Here is a 15879-nt window from a genome sequence, read left to right as displayed (position 1 = left end):
AAAATTAAACCAATCCATCTTACACTATACCAGCAAAGTACAAGTTACTTAAGAACTCTAAAATAAGGAAAGTCCGTGAATTTTAATGCATTAGCCAGCAAAAATTTACTACTTAAATTCTGATTTTTTAAAAATTTCTTATTCCGGAAGCTCAACCGGAAACAGAACCAGGAAATAGAAAGTGGAGCAGCATAGAATAAGCATTTACTACCCGGTTATATTATTGCGGCTATTTTTAGTTTTAAGCTTTTAATCTAACCACCCAAACAGCTAGAATTTTAATTTTTAAAAATCAATATTGCGGCCTACCAACCAGTGCAAAAGCATTAAATAAATACAAACTTTAATATACGCTTTACCACCAACAGCGCCGCTCTTATTTTGTACTTTACAGATTTAAGTAGCCTTAAGAAATTTAAATAGAAATTATTTTACTCTTTTGTATTACGCTATAGAACGTTGCTCTTCTTTATTCATTTCGCGTACTGCTTTTTCTTCTACTACACCGGCTGCTTGCCGCAAAGCCAGCATAAGTTCGTCTAAATCTATTGGTTTGCTGATATATCCGTTCATGCCCGCTTGTAAACAAGCTTGCTCGTCTTCTTTAATGGCATTAGCCGTAGTGGCAATAATATAAGGCTGTTCAAAATCACGCTCCTTGTTTGACCTGATCATCCGGGTAGCTTCCAGGCCATCCATTTCGGGCATTTGCACATCCATCAAAATAACGTCGTACGTAGTTCTTTGCAAAGCTTCTAACACGAAGCGGCCGTTCTCAGCCAAATCGGTTTGGTAACCTAAACGTTCTAAAGCCATTTGGGCAAACATTTGGTTAATGGGGTTATCTTCGGCCACCAGAATACGTAGCGGATACTGGTTGGCAAAGCGGAGGGATAGTTTGTTTTCGGTTATCGCTGGCTTTTCTTCTGGTTGCTCTTGTTGCAGGCAACGGATAATTTCTTGCTGTAATTGCCGCTGCCGCACGGGTTTGGTTAATACGCTCCGGAAAAAACCGCTGGATTTTGCCTCGCCATCGTTACCGACAGAACTTAACAACATGAATGGTAAAGCAGGCTGCTCCTGTTTTATTAATTTTGCCAGCTCTAATCCATTTATACCGGACAGGTGCATATCCGTAATTACCAAATCAAACGCTTGCGTCCGGATTTGCGCCAGCGCTTCCTCGCCCGATTGAGTGAGCACGGATGTAAATTGCCAGCAATCTAACTGTTTTTGCAGAATACTGCGGTTGGTTGCATTAGCATTTACTACCAGAATGCGCCGGCCGCTTAGCTCCGCCACATTAGCAGTACAAGGCGCTGGTAAAACCGGGTTGCTCTCTTGAGTTAAAATAGTAAAACAGAAAGTTGCCCCTTGCCCCGGCTGGCTCATTGCCGACATAGTGCCTCCCATAAGTTCGATCAAACGGGTACAAATGGCCAAGCCCAAACCGGTGCCCCCGTATTTGCGCGTAGTAGACGAGTCGAGTTGCGTAAATGCTTTAAATAATTTAGCGGCCTGCTCTGGCGAAAAACCAATACCGGTATCGCGTACTTCAAAAGCCAGTTCTGTCTGTCCGTTTTCCCGCTTACCTAAATATTGTAACCCAACCACTATTTCGCCTTGCGTAGTAAATTTAAAGGCGTTCCCGATCAGGTTAATTAATATTTGTTTTAAACGGGTACTGTCGCCACTTATTCGCAAAGGAATCTGGGGATCAAACTCGTACATTAATTCGAGGTTTTGCTGCGCCGCCTTGCTGGCAAACACATCCAATACATCTTCTATGCAGTCGCGCAAATCAAAAGGTTCGTCTTCGAGCACCATATTCCCCGATTCAATTTTTGAAAAATCGAGAATATCGTTGATTACCGAAAGCAACGCATTACCTGAATTACAAATAATTTCGGTAAAGTTCCGCTGTTCAGCATCCAGTTTGGTTTCGGCCAGTAAGGAAGTCATGCCAAGTACTCCGTTTAAAGGCGTGCGGATTTCGTGGCTCATGGTGGCCAGAAATATACTTTTGGCCTGGTTGGCTTTTTCAGCTTCCAGGCGGGCCTGCTCGGCTTGCTGCAAAGCTTGTTCGGCTTTGTTTTTTTCGTTTAACAAGGCCGCATAATATTTATTTTCGTTGTAAAGCAACAGTAAACACGAAGCAATACACATCAGAATTACCAGCGTATTATTTACCCGCGAAATTACCTGGTAAGTAGCATCACTAATTTGTTGCACACTACTTTCATCTTCTATAAAGTAAATGCACACACAAAAACAGATCACAAATAAAAGGAAGTACATAAAGTTCTCCCGGTTGTAAAAGTTATTGTTTTCTCCCAGCAGGGGCATCGTAAACAGCAACGTTAAAATATACCAATGCGCTGAAGCCCGCAACCCCTCGGCGTAGACAATAAACACCAGAAAAATACTGATTGTAAGGTTACTGCCCGCCCGCACCAGGGTTATATGCCCCTTATTACTCAACACCAGCAAACCCAGGAAAATAACCACCATGATACCAACCAGAAAGGCCGAAACAGGTAGATTAAAAGCTATTTTAATCCCACAATTTACAATCAGGATAATTAAAAGCGAAATAACAATTTGCCGGCTGCGGGTTAGTGTTTTTTTAAAATCGCGGCTAGGATTGTTTGTTAAAGTAAAGGAGTGGGTCATACTAAGAGCAATATCCTTCTAAATTCTAGGGCCGAAGGGTATAAAACAGATTTTAAAAATAACAATGATTAGATTATTCTAATAACTTATTAACCGCAATAAGTGTTTATGTATAAAAAAATTACAAGTTTATAATACACAATTATTAAATAATAACCACTATTAAATAATAATTCAGAAAATTAAATTTTTATAATCCGAGCTTATCAACTTAAAAGCTCTGTTCCGCTGCAACTCTATTATTTTGTTGAAGCTCGCTTATTTGAAGACCAACAAACCCATTTATAATACTTTTGAAGAAATATTGGTTCCTTTTACCCGACTTTACTTTATAATTTTGATTTTTTTTAAAGCTATGCAATTATCACCTGTAATTTTCAAGATCACGATACATATCAAAAAAGTAAGATATTAAAATAACTCACAGGTACATTATTTATTAAATATTATAAACAAGGCACGCCAACAACCCGTAAAAATTTAATCTTTAATACTTACGCAATAATACAACTATTTTAATAAAAGCAATTTTTTAAATTTCTTTTATTAAAGTTTTCTCAAAGCGATCAAAAGTTTTAGGTTAATCTGCTGGAACAAATAAGCTCACATTTTAAAATAAGATTAGCCAGGAGGTAGCGATTTAAGTATAAGGATTAATTATTAAAAAATCATCTTAATGAAAGCCATTGTAATTATCCAACCCGGATTGCCCGAAGTTTTGCAAATACAAGAACGGCCAACCCCGGTTCCGGAAGCCAACGAAGTCCTGATCCAGGTAAAAGCCGCCGGCGTGAACCGGCCAGATGTTTTTCAACGTAAAGGCAATTACCCGCCCCCTCTGGGCGCCCCCGTCGATATTCCCGGCTTGGAAGTAGCCGGCATTATTGCAGCTTGCGGGTCGGCGGTAACGCAATGGCAACCCGGGCAGGCGGTATGCGCGTTGCTTAGCGGCGGCGGTTACGCCGAATATGCTGTAGTGGACGCCAGACATTGTTTACCCGTACCCGAAAATTTTTCGTTCGTAGAAGCAGCTTCTTTACCCGAAACGGTGTTTACGGTGTGGCACAATGTTTTTGAAAGAGGGCAACTGCAAGCACACGACACTTTTTTGGTACACGGCGGAAGCAGCGGCATTGGCATTACGGCTATTCAATTAGCCAAAGCCCTAGGGGCGCGGGTATTTACCACCGCCGGGAGCCCCGATAAATGCGCAGCCTGCGAAAAGCTGGGAGCCGAAAAAGCCATTAATTACAAAACCGAAGATTTTGCCGAAGTTTTAGCGCCAATAGGTATAGATGTAATATTAGACATGATTGGCGGTTCGTACACGCCTAAAAATTTAAAAATTTTAAATCCGGATGGGCGTTTAGTTTTTATTAATGCCATGCAAGGAGCGGCGGGCGAGTTTAATATTGCCGATGTTATGCGCCGGCGGTTAACTATTACGGGCAGTACCTTGCGCCCCCGCGATGCCAATTTTAAAGCTAACCTAACCGCCGCGATTTTAAAGAATGTGTGGCCTTTGTTGGAGCAAGGCAAATTTAAACCTATTATTCACCAGGTTTTTCCGCTGGCACAGGCAAGCCAGGCCCACACTCTTCTGGAAAGCAGCACGCACATTGGTAAGCTGGTCTTGGCAGTAAATGAATTCTGATGAGCTCAAGTACTAACACCGGCAACTTTCATCCGGTATAAACTACTTATACCAAATTGTATTAAAGATTTTGCTAGATTTTGCGTGATAGTAAGTCTTTGGAGTCTGTTCCATCCTCCAGGCTGCGGTGCTATCTAACTGGCTGCCTACAAGTTTTGCCTCATGGCCGGCGGGCCTCGTTTGGCTCTCTCGCACTCGCTAGCCTTCCTTTCCTCGACTCTGTCTGCGGAATTTTGCTCCGCAAAACCGGAACCCTAGCAGGTGCTCAACAGCCAAACTGGTGTCAGTGGCACTTAGCTAAGGCTTTTACTTTTTACAATTATTGTTAGATTGTATGAAGCGGAATTCTTTAGGTTCTGCTCTGAGGAGAAGCGGAACCAGGAATTTTTATTTTGTTAATTTCTGTAATTAGTAGCAGCTAATTAAAGCCATTTTTCTTCTCCTTAATTATCTAATATATTGGAAGAAAAGCGGTAGTTACAAGCAAAAACACCAGTTTGACTCAAGAGCCCCTCTATGGTTCCGGTGTGCACAGCCACATTCTACAGCTAAGCTATAAAAGAAGAAAGTAGTAGTAGTAGTAGCATCTCCTCCCCTGTTTTTAGGGGAGGTACCCGCAGGGGGGAGGGGTGAACGAGGCAAACCAGCCCACCAGCATGCGGGTACTTTTTAAATCACCTCGAAAGCTGTTAATACTAATTATCAATCAATTAGCTTTAACTCGAACTTTTTGGTTTGTTCCGGCAGGAGGTGTTTTACTAGCATGCCATGGATTTGCTTTTTTAAAATTTGGTGATAAACGTAATTTTAAGTAATTACACGGACTAAATCAGGCATCTACCCATGAGTTTATTATCTACTTCGCGTCGTCAATTTATGAAAACTACCGGCCTGGGACTGGCTGGGCTTCCGTGGTTGTTGCAGGCTTGCGCCGGCGGCAAAGCTGGCCAAAAATCGGCTGCTTCGTATTTTGTGTACGTGGGCACCTACGCCAAACCCGACCAGGACAGCATTTTTGGTTTCCAGTTAAACCCGGCTACCGGGGAGCTTACCCGGCAATTAGCTTTTAAAGGCGGCGAAAACCCTTCTTTCTTAACTTTAAACAGTAAAAAAACCTTACTATACGCCGTAAACGAAATTGGCAATTTTAATAATGCGAAAAGTGGGGCCATCAGCTCCTTTGCCGTCGATAAAAAAACTGGTCAGCTTACGTTGCTGAACCAACAAGCTACTGAAGGATCTTCCCCTTGCTATGTGTCGTTGGATAAAACCGAAAAAGTAGCGTTAGCGGCTAATTACGGGGGTGGCAATGTGGTGAGTTACCCGGTTCAGGAAAATGGCAGCTTACGCAAAGCCGTGGGCAACGAGCAACACCAGGGTAACAGCATTTCTAACCGGCAAAGCGGACCGCACGCCCATTGCATTATCCCGGATCCGAAAAACAATTTTATTCTGGCGGTAGATCTGGGCCTGGACCAAGTATTAGGTTACCGGCTCGATCCAAATAACGGAAAACTTACCCGCGCAGCTCAACCGGCTTTCCAGACCAAACCTGGGGCCGGACCACGGCATTTAACTTTTCACCCGAACGGCAAAATAGCGTTCCTGATTTGTGAGCTAGACTCTACCATGATCGCTTTGGCTTACAACGAAACTCAGGGCACTTTTACCGAAATTCAAACGCTTTCTACTTTACCGGCCGATTTTACCGGCGAAAGTTACTGCGCCGATGTGCACGTATCGCCGGATGGTAAGTTTTTGTACGGCTCTAACCGGGGCCATAACAGCATGGTGGTGTACGCCATTAACCCCGATACCGGGCAGCTTACTTTGGTGCAGCACGTAAGTACCCAGGGTAATTGGCCCCGTAATTTTGCCATTGATCCTTCGGGCCGGATTCTGTTAGTGGCTAACGAGCGTTCCGATGATATTTACACCTACCGCATCGATCAAAGTACCGGACAGCTAACCCCTACGGGTTTCTCAGTTAAAGTACCCAAGCCGGTTTGTTTGCAAGTAGTTTCGGATTTTAGTTAGGCTTTTTGCATCAGGTTAAACCCTAAATTTTTAAAATTTCGCCAGCAAAGCTATAAAAACTAAATAAAACTGGTTTTAACCCTTACAAGACCCATCTGCTCCCATTACTAATGGTATAACAATTAGTAATGGGAGCAAAATTTCAGCAACGAATAACTAGTTACTGGCTCTTTGCTGCTTCCTTACTTATTCTTTCTTTTCGCGGCGTTGGTGTTCCAGGCTATCCCATATGGAGCTAGGCACCTCGTCGAAATGATTGAATTCGCCGGCACCGTAAAGCCACTCGCCGCCATCCATCGTTATTACTTCGCCGTTTATAAAAGCCGCATAATCCGAAATAAGATAAGCAGCCAGGTTCGCTAATTCGGCGGGGTTGCCCAGGCGTTTTAACGGAATTCGCTTTACCGGATCGAGCGTATCGGCGAGCGGTGCTGGAAAGAGGCGGCTCATGGCTCCTTCGGTAGGAAATGGACCCGGCGCAATGGCGTTGGAACGAATGTCGTACTTAGCCCACTCGGCGGCCAAAGAACGGGTAAGCGCCAGCACCCCCGCCTTGGCGCAAGCCGAAGGTACCACGTAACCCGAACCCGTCCAGGCGTAGGTTGTAACAATATTTAAAAAACAGCCGGGTTGTTGCGCCGCAATCCAGTGTTTGCCCAGCGCTAAAGTTGTATGATAACTGCCTTTTAAAACAATATCCGTTACCACCTCAAAAGCTTTCGGGCTTAATCGCTCTGTGGGGCTCACAAAATTGCCTGCGGCATTGTTAACTAAGCCGTCAATTTTACCGCAATGTGCTACGGCGCGCTCCAGCATGGTTTCTACGGCGTTGTAATCGCGTACATCGCAGGCTAAAGGTAAAATACTACCGCCGGTAAGTTGTTGCAATTCCGTAGCGGTTTGCTCCAGCACGGGCAATTTGCGGCTGGTAATTACCACCTGCGCTCCCAGCCGCAGAAACATTTCGGCCATGGCCTTACCCAATCCGGTTCCGCCCCCGGTTATTACTAAAACTTTATTTTGTAAAGCATTTTCCTGTAACATGGGGCTGGTTAGCATAGGGCTGATAGTTGGCAGGTTATAGAGTTTAATTTAGATCAATAGTACAGATTACAAGTGCTTAAATCAGAGTATCCAGAAATAAAATTCGTTATTTTTAAATTTAGCTATTACAACAGGTTCTAAGCAGGACAAACTGGCTATTTTGGTTTGAAATTTTAAAATAAATTTAAAAATTTACCCGAGCAATTAACCACCGCATGGCCTTTTCCGAAGAAACCATCCGATTAGCCCAGCAAATCTGGGATTACCACCACGTGAATCATACGCTACAACCCGCCGACTGCATTATGGTACTGGGTAGCCACGACTTGCGCGTAGCCGAAAGAGGCGCCGAACTCTGGTTGCAAGGTTATGCTCCCTGGCTGCTTTTTGCCGGCGGTTTGGGCCGCTTAACCTTGGGGTTGTGGCAAGAAACCGAAGCCGATAAATTTGCGGCGGTAGCGCAACAAATGGGCGTGCCCGCCGAAAATATCTTGATCGAAAACCGCTCGACCAACACCGGCGAAAACGTGGCTTTATCGTACCAATTGTTACAAGCGCGCCAGATTAAAGTAAAGCGTTTTATTTTGGTGCAGAAACCTTATATGGAGCGGCGTACTTTGGCTACTTTCGAGAAACAATGGCCCGGCGAACAAACCGAAATTCTGGTTACCTCGCCCCAGATCGCCTTTAAAGATTATCCCAATCAGGATGTTACCCTGGAAGAAGTTATTTCGATTATGCTGGGCGATTTGCAAAGAATTAAGGTTTATCCCGAAAAAGGGTTTCAAACGTATCAACCCATTCCGGCGGAGGTTTGGGCAGCTTACGAGCAATTAGTGGCCCAGGGATTTACGAGCCATTTAATTGCGGAGTAAACTGTTTTAAATGTACTTATTCAACCCAATACCCGTAATTGGTATGGCGGAAATTAAAAATTTTTAAAAATTTAGCTTTTGCTCCCATAAACTTCGCTCATAAACCAGAGGCTTTCTTCGGCAATTTTTAAATATATCTGCTTCTTACTTTTTTAACGAGGGTAAATTATCTGTTTAACTCCAATTGAATTTTACTTTAAATCGCATCTGGTTTTCCGGATTTCTAATTACCTTGAAACAATGCATCTAATTGATTTTTAATCCGAAGCACCTATGTTGTACCTGCATGTATTTCTGGCATTGTGGTTAACGGTTATTTCTTGGCTTAGTCCCGCGCTAGTGAAAAAACGCAAATTAGTATGGCGCGAAGAGTTTAATACTACCGGTCAGCCTAACGCGCAGGATTGGGTTTACGAAACGGGCTACATCCGCAATAACGAAATGCAGTATTATACCAATCGTCCGGAAAATGCGCACCTGGAAAATGGTAATCTGGTAATTGAAGCCCGCTTGGATTCTTTGCCAGTCAACGGCCAGGTGGCACCGGTAACCTCAGCGAGTTTAACCACCCAAGGCAAACACGAATGGCAATACGGGCGCATCGAAGTACGGACCAAAATACCATCGGCGCGGGGAACCTGGCCGGCCATTTGGTTTTTGGGCAAAAACCACCCGCAAGTAGGCTGGCCCGCCTGCGGCGAACTGGACTTAATGGAACACGTGGGCTTCGACCCGGATACGCTGCATTTTAACATTCACACCAAAGCTTATAACCACAGCCAGCATACCAACAAGGGCCAAAAAGTAGGATTAAACAACCCTGCCGCCGATTACCACATTTACACCCTAGACTGGACTAAAGAAAAAGTAGATTTTATTCTGGATGGCAAAACTGTTTTTACTTTCCGTAACGAAGGTACCGGACCGGATGCCTGGCCCTACGATCAGCCTTTTTACTTAATCTTAAACCTGGCGATTGGAGGAGCTTGGGGCGGACAAAAAGGCGTGGATGTGCAAGCCTTACCACAAAAGTTTTATATCGACTACGTGCGGGTTTATCAGTAAAATTTTAAATTTTTGCTTTTTCACCCGGATAAAAATTTAAAAACCTTTTGGCTTATATATTAAAAGATCACTACTTGATTTTCTGTGCCCTTCTTACTGGCTTGTAATTAAAATTTTTAAAATTTAAGTTTTCCAGCGACGTACGCCATATCATTTTTATTCCCTTTCCAACATTATTTGATAAATAGGCTGGCTTACCATGAACCCGATTTTTTCTATTTACCGGAATGCCTTTAGTGGCTTATCCACGCCGGCCTGGATGTTGGCTTTGGTGATGCTGATTAACCGCACCGGAGCCATGGTTTTGCCTTTCTTAAGCATTTATTTAACCGAAGTTTTACATTTTACGGTGCAGCAAGTAGGGTTTACGCTGAGTTTGTTTGGCTTAGGTTCCATGTGCGGTTCTTTCTTGGGTGGCTGGCTCACCGATAAGCTAGGGCATTTCCGGGTGCAGGTAATGAGCTTGCTGGGCAGCGGGGTTTGTTTCTTTTTGTTGTTGCCTTTAAAAACCTTTGTGGCGTTTGCGCCCGGCATGTTTTTCCTGAGTTTAATTGCCGAATGTCTGCGGCCGGCCAATGCGGCTTCGGTGAGCTTTTATACCAGCGGCGCCAATATTACCCGGGCTTTTTCCCTGAACCGGATGGCCGTAAATCTGGGTTTTTCTATTGGTCCGGTACTGGGTGGTTTGCTGGCTACTTTTTCGTACCAATGGCTGTTTCTGGCCGATGGTTTTAGCAGTTTGGCGGCCGGTTTGTTTTTCTATTTTTACTTCCGGCACCGGCAAGGTCACGCACCCACCACCAAAACAACAACCGATACCGCCCCCATCCGCAACTCACCTTACCGCGACCAGAAATACGTATTATATGCCGTACTCAGTGGCTGCTTCGGAATCATATTTTTTCAATTTTTCTCGAATTTACCCTTGTACTACCGGCAAGTCTACGAGCTGCCCCGCACCAATATTGGTTTGCTGTTCGCCCTGAACGGATTCGTGGTGTTCTCGCTCGAAATGATTTTGGTTTATTTACTGGGGCCTCGGTTTAAACTAGCCCATTTAATTAGTATCGGCACTTTACTGGTTGGGTTTTCCTTTATTATCCTCAACTGGTTTCAAGGGGTTTGGATGCTGTACCTATCCATGTTTTTGCTGAGTGTAGCCGAAATTCTGGCTATGCCTTTTATGGCTACCGTACCCGTGCAACGTTCCGATACCAGCAACCGCGGCGCTTACATGGGTTTGTTTAATTTATCGTATTCCGTGGCTTTTGTGGTGGGGCCTTACCTGGGTTCCAGTATAATTACGCATTTCGGGTTTCCGGTGCTATGGGGTTTTACAGCTACTTTAGCTACCATCACGTCTTTAGGTTTCTGGATGCTGGTACCCAAAATGGAAAAAGCCCAGGAACCCGAACGCGTAACCGGGTAAAGCTGGCTTGCGGGCTTCTTCATGTTACTCACGATGTAACCATTTTTAATTTTAGCGAATACATAAAATTTTTAAAATTTTACTTTTTGATATCGGGCGATACATACATAATACTTTCTGATACATTTCGAATTTAAATTGCCTCAATGAAACGATTTCAGCTAAATTGTTCCGATTATCCAAACCATGGTTTACTCTAGTAAAAAAACATTTCAGGAATACTTCGCAGCATGAATCAGGAACACGATCGTCGACAATTTCTAAAAAAAAATAACTACTCTGGGCGCGGTGGCCTCGGTAATGCCCCACCTGACTGAAGCGCTTCCGCGGCAAAATTTTCCGGCGGGTAAAGCGGGAGATGGGTTTACTTTTTTGTTTCAGGGCGATTCCATTACCGACGGCAACCGTACCCGCAACAACGATTGGAATCACGTAATGGGCCACGGCTACGCCTATATTATCGCTAGCAAGTTGTGGTACGAATACCCGGCGAAGCAATTTCATTTTTTTAACCGGGGCATCAGCGGCAACAAAATCACGGATTTGGCTGCTCGTTGGCAAACCGACACGCTGGAGTTAAAACCCGATGTTTTAAGCATTTTGGTAGGCATCAACGATGTATCGGCCTTACTGAACGGCAACCAGGATTTTACAGCCGAGCAGTACGAAAAAAATTACCGGGCTTTGTTGCAGCAAACCAAACAACAACTACCCCAGGTACAATTGGTGCTGGGCGAACCGTTTATTTTGCCAGTAGGCCGGGTAAAAGAAAAATGGGACGATTACAACCGCGAAGTAAAGCTCAGGCAGCAAATTGTAAAACGCCTTTGCACCGATTTTAATGCTATTTTGGTTGAGTATCAGCAAGCTTTTAATAAGGCCCTATCCAAAGCTCCCGCCGATTACTGGATCTGGGACGGCATCCACCCCATGCCTGCCGGTCACGAGTTAATGGCCCGCGAGTGGCTGGCCCAGATCAGTAAAAAATTAAAATTTATCAAAGCCTGATATAGAAAAAAGTACTTAGGTATCAATTATAAAGGAATTTAAATTGGTGGATTCCGGGTAGCGGCATTTTGCAGTTTGAGCCGGATGTATTGCTGCAAAAAGCATGGGTAAACATTGTATAAAATGTTAGTGAGTAAGATGATGCTCGCCCAACCCCAAAGACTTTTATTAATGGCGGATAAGCAGATCAAATTAAAAAACACGAACAAGCTCAAATGAAATTTCTCGAAAACGTAAGTTTGTTGCAACATGGCCTGCATTGAACGTTTTCGCGCCGAAACCACCCGGTACTGCGGATATTTCTTTTGAATAAGGTTATTAATGATTTGTCCGTTTTGAGTAAACTTATTAATAAACCGAATACCAATTTTGTGATAAATTGCTGGGGTATGGCCTAATTGCAGTTTACTAAAAAAGGTTTTTGGCAAAAATAAACTAAGCAGGCTTACTCCCAAGAAAACAAACAATACCGGAAGAGCCAGGTATCTATAACAGAAAATGTAAATGGGTACCAGGTTGATAACAGACCAAAACAGGTTAGGAACAGCGTTATACCAAAACACCGTGCGTTTTAATTTGGTGGCACTTTTTTGTTCCCCGGCATTCATGCGTATACCCGTTTTATACTTAACCCCACCAAAATATACCGGATCTACCGCACAACAAAAAAGCAGGCTCTGGAAAACCTGCTTTTCTGGTATTAGTAATTTTTAAAATTTTACTGGCCCACCATAAACAAAGCATTCCCGAATAATAATTTGCCGCTGTGCCAAAACGCCCGGAACAAAGGGTTGTTGGTTAAATAAACCACCTGCCCGCGCCCCAGTTCCTGCGTACCAAACACTAGTGAATCTTGCAAGCGCTTTTTTACTTTACTGCCGGCAAAACCGCTGGCGTAAATATCTTTCTTCAATACACCTACGTTCCAACCTTGCTGCATAAACTGGTAATCGTTTACTTCCTGAATTAAAGCAAAATGGGTGGTGCCGTAGCCAAAAGCCAGCGGGTGCGTGTTATCCATGGTAACGCGGTAAATGCCCCCTTGAATTAACCCCGACAAAGCACTGCGTTCGGCATCGCCGTACAAGCGTAATGCGCGGTAAGGGTCTTTTTTTAAATCTACGCTATCCTGTACTTTCTTTTTAATTAAATTAAAATCGCGCTTGCCGGCCAGGTGCGCGGCGGCTCCTTCCAGGGCAATAAGTTTACCACCCGCTCTTATCCAGTCTTTTAGTTGGGTTAAGCCTTTTTCATCCAGTAAATCGTTGTACCGGCCGTCGGGTAATACCAAAACATCCAATTGCTGCCAGGCTACCCGGCTAAAATCCCGGGTATCAATCACCGTAACCGGATACTGAATTTGTTGTTCAAAGAAATGCCACACTTCGCCAAAGGCACTCGACGACACCTCGTCGCCGGCCAGCAAGCCAATTTTTGGTTTGCGCACCGACCGAACACTGGAAGAACCAAAATCAACGCCGCTGGTCACAAAGCCGGTTTGAGTGGGCACTAAACTAACCCCGAACGAATCGGCCTGGGCTTTTACCAAAGCATCAAATTTAGTTTTTAAGTTTTCGTTACCAGCCCTAGTTATAATTAAGGTACCAGGGGCGTATTTTTGGTCATCGGCTTCAAAAGCTTTTTCCGAAAAACGCACTTTAATGTTTTTGTTTACTAATGATGCCATAAACTGCAAATCGGGAACACTATTGTACCGCGCCAAATAGGCATAAGGCTGCTCCACCATTTTGCTGGTTGGTTTATTAGCTAGAGCCAAGGGCTTATCAGCTACATCCCCTACCCTGGCTTTTAAACCATAAGCCGGTAAACCGTAGGCGTACGGAATGGCCCAGGACGTAATATCGTAGGTTAAGGAATCTTCCAGTTTGGCGTTCGGATCGAATAAAACCTTAATCAGCGTGGATTTAGGCTGGTACATACTTATTACTAAATCATTCGGCTGGACGCGCACCTGTTCGGCTTTACCCGTAGTATAGTTAAAACCAAAGCCCGCACTTTTTTTTGTAGCGTACCCGTATTTAATCTGCTGCCGATCGAGGTAAGTGGTTAATTGGTTTAGTTTGCCCGGTTGGTTGTTAGCTTTTAAAACGTAAGCTTTATAAGCACCGGAAGGATTGGTGCGGGCTTGCTGGTAGTATTTCTGATATTCCCGGATTACCTGGTCCTTACGGTCGGAAGTAGCCTCGATGGTAGCCAAACTGGCGGCGTAATGGTGCGAAATACGCTGCGTTAAAGTTAACGTATCGCCGTCGGATTTGGTAATAGCCCGGCCGGCCCGGGGGCCGCCACCCTGCTCGTAGGTCATGGCAATAGCGCCATTAAAGGTAGGCCAGGTATCACCGTAACTCGGGTAAAACAAATCAAAAACTTCGCGGGTAAAATACAGCCAGTTATTTTTATCGAAGTACTTCCGGTTATTCTGCCCGATAATCTGTTGAAATTCCCGTTGCCAGGGCGTTATGGCTTCGTGGTAGGGTTTGGCGGCCGGCGAAAAGTAATATGGCGATTCCACGCCCATTTCGTGAAAATCGGCATGTACCTGCGGCATCCATTGGTTGTAAATTTTAATGCGCTGCTGCGATTCTAATTGTGTTTGCCAGGCCCAATCGCGGTTTAAATCAAACAAATAATGGTTTACCCGTCCGCCGGGCCAGGGCTCCTGGTGCTCGCGTGCCATTGGGCTTGGGTTGGGTAAACGGTTAGCTACCTGGTTGTACCAGTTGGCGTAGCGGTCACGACCATCAGGATTCACGCACGGGTCTACTAATACTACGGTATTTTGCAGCCAATTGACAATGTCGGGATTTTGTGCCGTTACCAGGTTATACAGCACCAGCATCACCGCTTCCGACGATACCGCCTCGTTGCCGTGCACATTGTAACTAAGCCACACAATAGCAGGCTGGTTACCGCTAACTTCCCCGGCTTGTAAACCAATATTTTTTAAATTATCGGTCCGGATTTTTTCCAGGTTATTTATATTGGCTTCCGCCGAAAGCGTAGCCAGCAACAGCGGCCGGCCTTCGTAGGTGCGGCCGTAGGTTTGCAACTGCATGCGCTTGGGTGCCTGCGCGGCCAGGTATTCTACGTAGCGCACAATCTGGGCGTGGGGCGTAAAGCGTTCGCCGAGGTTATAGCCCAAAAACTTAGCAGGCGTTTGAATGGTTTGCGCCGATAAAGAAGTTAGGCCGGCAGTGAAAAGAAAAACGAAAAATAAAAATCGGAGTACAAGAAGCCGCATAGAATCAATTAATTTTAAAGCCAAGTTCGCTAAATAAAAATAGGCCTCAAAGATTTTTAGATTGAGTAAATTTAAAAATCAGCCAAATTTACGTTAATCTGACTGCTAATATTAAAAACAAATTCTTTTTACAGGCGCTATTTTTCTACTTGTAAGGCTTTTTCAATCGCATTCATTAAAATGGATTTGCTATTATTTTCGCCAATATTTTTAAACATTGACTATTAATTACTTAATCAATAAAAATCTGGTATCTAATGTCTAGCGTCTAGTATTACATACTTGATTCTGTTTACTTCTTACCATTAATCTTAAACTTATACCATGCTGGCTTCCGATTTTGAATTATTACTGCAGCGCGCATTGCATACCGCCCAACCCGACCTGTTTGATAAACCCATTGAGGTAATTTTTAAAAATTTTGATGTAGCCGAAAGCCGGGTTCGCAAAGGAGGGCCGGTAAACAACGACGTACATTTTGCTTTTGAGAAAATTAGGTTGGGCGTGGCTACGGCTTTAATGCAGATTTTCACGGATTTAGGCGGCGGCGAAGTAAGCGAAAAAGTGCTGGCCGTTTTAAAAAAAGCCGCTAAAGCCACCAACATCAATCAGATAGATGCCATAATTCAAAAAGAAAATAAAGTATTTGATAAGCTTTTTCAGGATTTATACACCAACACCGAAGGCGAGCTTATCCTGGATTTATTTGCCCGCACCCTAGAAGCCGATAGCCGTCGGGAAATGAACCAAATTGTAAAAGAAACGTTGCAAGCCCTGGAAAATTTAGAATTTCCGGAAGAAGAGAACGAAGATTAAACGCGCTCATCCTGAG

General features: G+C 44.1%; 11 protein-coding genes. 7 read left to right on the top strand and 4 right to left on the bottom strand.

What is annotated here, in order from left to right:
- Positions 1–444: 444 nt before the first annotated feature.
- Positions 445–2673, bottom strand: coding sequence for a response regulator (locus HUW51_RS14755; protein WP_185270404.1), 2229 nt, complete (start codon positions 2671–2673; stop codon positions 445–447).
- 676 nt (positions 2674–3349) lie between these two features.
- Between HUW51_RS14755 and HUW51_RS14750 the strand changes: the two genes are divergently transcribed.
- Together HUW51_RS14750 and HUW51_RS14745 are read left to right on the top strand one after the other, a co-directional pair.
- A complete protein-coding gene (locus HUW51_RS14750) occupies positions 3350–4327 on the top strand; it encodes an NAD(P)H-quinone oxidoreductase (protein ID WP_185270403.1) in 978 nt (325 codons plus the stop codon).
- Between the two features lie 843 nt (positions 4328–5170).
- Entirely contained in the window at positions 5171–6364 is a 1194-nt protein-coding gene (locus HUW51_RS14745; protein WP_185270402.1) for a lactonase family protein, read from the top strand.
- Between the two features lie 186 nt (positions 6365–6550).
- Here HUW51_RS14745 and HUW51_RS14740 read toward each other — a convergent pair whose 3' ends face one another.
- Complete coding sequence (locus HUW51_RS14740; RefSeq protein ID WP_185270401.1) at positions 6551–7423, bottom strand: SDR family oxidoreductase; 873 nt, start codon at positions 7421–7423, stop codon at positions 6551–6553.
- 200 nt (positions 7424–7623) lie between these two features.
- Between HUW51_RS14740 and HUW51_RS14735 the strand changes: the two genes are divergently transcribed.
- The 4 genes from HUW51_RS14735 to HUW51_RS14720 all read left to right on the top strand — a co-directional run bounded on the left by HUW51_RS14735 (position 7624) and on the right by HUW51_RS14720 (position 11785).
- Positions 7624–8283: a YdcF family protein gene (locus HUW51_RS14735; protein ID WP_185270400.1), complete on the top strand. Its 660-nt coding sequence runs from the start codon at positions 7624–7626 to the stop codon at positions 8281–8283.
- A gap of 273 nt (positions 8284–8556) precedes the next feature.
- Positions 8557–9348: a glycoside hydrolase family 16 protein gene (locus HUW51_RS14730; RefSeq protein ID WP_185270399.1), complete on the top strand. Its 792-nt coding sequence runs from the start codon at positions 8557–8559 to the stop codon at positions 9346–9348.
- Positions 9349–9547: 199 nt separating this feature from the next.
- Positions 9548–10777, top strand: a complete 1230-nt coding sequence (locus HUW51_RS14725; protein ID WP_185270398.1) for an MFS transporter — start codon at positions 9548–9550, stop codon at positions 10775–10777.
- 300 nt (positions 10778–11077) lie between these two features.
- Positions 11078–11785: an SGNH/GDSL hydrolase family protein gene (locus tag HUW51_RS14720; RefSeq protein WP_185270397.1), complete on the top strand. Its 708-nt coding sequence runs from the start codon at positions 11078–11080 to the stop codon at positions 11783–11785.
- Positions 11786–11823: 38 nt separating this feature from the next.
- On the opposite strand, the gene HUW51_RS14715 is transcribed toward HUW51_RS14720, so the two are convergent.
- Positions 11824–12393, bottom strand: a complete 570-nt coding sequence (locus HUW51_RS14715; protein WP_185270396.1) for a glycosyl-4,4'-diaponeurosporenoate acyltransferase CrtO family protein — start codon at positions 12391–12393, stop codon at positions 11824–11826.
- A gap of 110 nt (positions 12394–12503) precedes the next feature.
- Positions 12504–15047: a M14 family metallopeptidase gene (locus tag HUW51_RS14710; RefSeq protein WP_185270395.1), complete on the bottom strand. Its 2544-nt coding sequence runs from the start codon at positions 15045–15047 to the stop codon at positions 12504–12506.
- A 324-nt stretch (positions 15048–15371) separates the two neighbouring features.
- Here HUW51_RS14710 and HUW51_RS14705 point away from each other — a divergent pair, with 324 nt between their 5' ends.
- Positions 15372–15863, top strand: coding sequence for a hypothetical protein (locus HUW51_RS14705; protein ID WP_185270394.1), 492 nt, complete (start codon positions 15372–15374; stop codon positions 15861–15863).
- Positions 15864–15879 lie beyond the last annotated feature (16 nt).

The sequence above is a fragment of the Adhaeribacter swui genome (genome assembly GCF_014217805.1).
GTDB lineage: Bacteria > Bacteroidota > Bacteroidia > Cytophagales > Hymenobacteraceae > Adhaeribacter > Adhaeribacter swui.
The sequence above is the reverse complement of the archived record's forward strand: the minus strand, read 5'-3'. Positions and strand labels throughout refer to the sequence as shown.